Below are 1904 nucleotides of genomic sequence, written 5' to 3'. Positions count from 1 at the left end.
TTCCGCCACCGCTGCCCCTCAGCAACTCACTACACGCCACGCAGCCGTCGGGTAAGAAAGTGCGCTAATGACGACCGCGCTCACCATTCAGTCTCCTCCCATCCGGACGGATTGGCGCAGGTCTGTGCTGCTTGCCTATCTCGTGATCCTTATTGCATTCGGCGGAGGAGCAGGTTGGGCCTCACTCGCCAAGCTCGAGAGTGCGGCCATCGCTTCCGGGGTCGTTATGTCTCAGTCGAACAAGAAGACCGTTCAACATTTAGAAGGCGGGATCGTCCGCGCGATCCTCGTGCGCGATGGCGACCAAGTGCAGGAGGGGCAAACTCTTCTACGCCTCGACGACACCCAAGCCCGTGCCTCGTTGGAAACGACCAGGAGCCAGCAGGCGATTGACCGTATTCGGGAAGCGCGACTGCTTGCTGAGCGTGATCAGACCGACAGGATTGTCCTCCCGGACAGCGTAACGTCCAGGGCCCATGAACCCGCGATCGCGCGTGCCATTCAAGATGAGAAGGGAAACCTCCGTGAGCGAGCTGTGTACTTGCGCTCTCAAACCGATGTGCTCAATGCCAAGATCGTCCAAACTGAGCAGGAAGTGCGGGCGCTTAGAAACGATGCTGATTCGACCAAGCAGCAACTCGTCACAATCGACCAAGAACTAAGCGGTCTCCGGCAGCTGCTCGCGAAGCAGCTAGTTCCTGTCTCGCGAGTGGCAGCACTGGAACGTGAGCGCATTCGCCTACAGGGAGCGCTCGATCGCGCGATTTCAGACGCCAAGAAGGGCGAGCAAGCGATCGACGAAACGAGGCTCACCATCATCCAGACTCAAAAGCAGTTCCTTCAGCAAGTTTCCTCCGACATCATAGATGTTCGTAAGAGCCTCGCCGAATTGTTGGAGAAAGAAAATGTTGCGAAAGATGTATTGAGCCGCGTCGAGGTGCGAGCGCCACGTACCGGAATTGTCCAGAGTATGAAGGTTTTTACCATCGGTGCTGTGTTGCGTCCTGGCGACACGATGCTAGAGATTGCTCCCACCGGCGATCAATTGACGGTGGGCATTCAGATCTCGCCAGCCGATGTAGATTCTGTTGCTGAAGGACTGCGGGCGGAGGTCAGATTCCCAACATATCACTCCCGTCGCGTGCCCATCATGCTGGGTCAGGTTCGGTCTGTCTCCTATGATCGCGTTACTGACCCACAGAACCCGCAGAACAGTTACTTTCAAGGTGAAGTCGTCGTTGACGCAGCCAGCGTCCCGACCGAGATCAAAGACCGCCTCAAGCCGGGAATGCCAGCAGACGTAATTGTGACGACGGGGGAGCAAACTCCACTGGATTACTTCCTCAGTCCGCTCTTCGATCGAGTCAGTCACGGCCTTCGGGAGAAATAGTCGGCTGACGATGTCCCCGCGGCGGGGGGTTTAAACTTTCTGCAAGAAGCCGCTGTATAAAGCGTCCTAGGCCAGGAGGTCGGAAAAAGGAAGATCAAAGTTTACGTCGCAATTGCAGAGGCGCCGTCGCTGGAGGTGGATGTATCGAAGTAGTTCGCCAACAGCTAAGCATGCTCCTCGGCGACTTGCCGAACCAACCTGCTTGCCTAACCGGTTTCGAATGAAATTTCATCAGCAACTCGCAGCTACTCGATCGCACAAAGCGCTTCGCTAAGACTGGCCAGGATAGAACCGTTTCAGACTTGTCAACTACAGTTATTTCAAATAACTGTATCTAAAGGATAGGAGTCTTCTCGTGAAAATTGCGATGGTTGGGTCTGGGTATGTGGGCCTCGTGTCGGGCACCTGCTTCGCCGATTTCGGCCACAGCGTCGTCTGCATCGACAAGGATCCGGCCAAGATCGAGGCGCTGAACGCGGGCCGCATCCCCATCTACGAGCCCGGCCTCGAGGCA

The 1904-nt window shown here is 56.3% G+C and carries 1 protein-coding gene and 1 pseudogene; both read left to right on the top strand.

Annotated features, from left to right (window positions below; translation table 11 throughout):
* Window positions 1-67: 67 nt before the first annotated feature.
* Window positions 68-1390, top strand: coding sequence for an HlyD family type I secretion periplasmic adaptor subunit (locus tag MOX02_RS30360; protein WP_147029470.1), 1323 nt, complete (start codon window positions 68-70; stop codon window positions 1388-1390).
* A gap of 355 nt (window positions 1391-1745) precedes the next feature.
* A pseudogene (locus tag MOX02_RS30355) lies at window positions 1746-1904 on the top strand (UDP-glucose 6-dehydrogenase); the annotation flags it as partial.

Source organism: Methylobacterium oxalidis (assembly GCF_007992195.1).
Lineage (GTDB): Bacteria > Pseudomonadota > Alphaproteobacteria > Rhizobiales > Beijerinckiaceae > Methylobacterium > Methylobacterium oxalidis.
Note: the sequence above shows the minus strand (reverse complement) of the source record. Positions and strands in the feature narration are given on the sequence as shown.

What these genes read in the sequence shown, in the direction of transcription:
- MOX02_RS30360 (WP_147029470.1), top strand. Translation starts at nt 68, where the DNA reads ATGACGACCGCGCTCACCATTCAGTCTCCTCCCATCCGGACGGATTGG.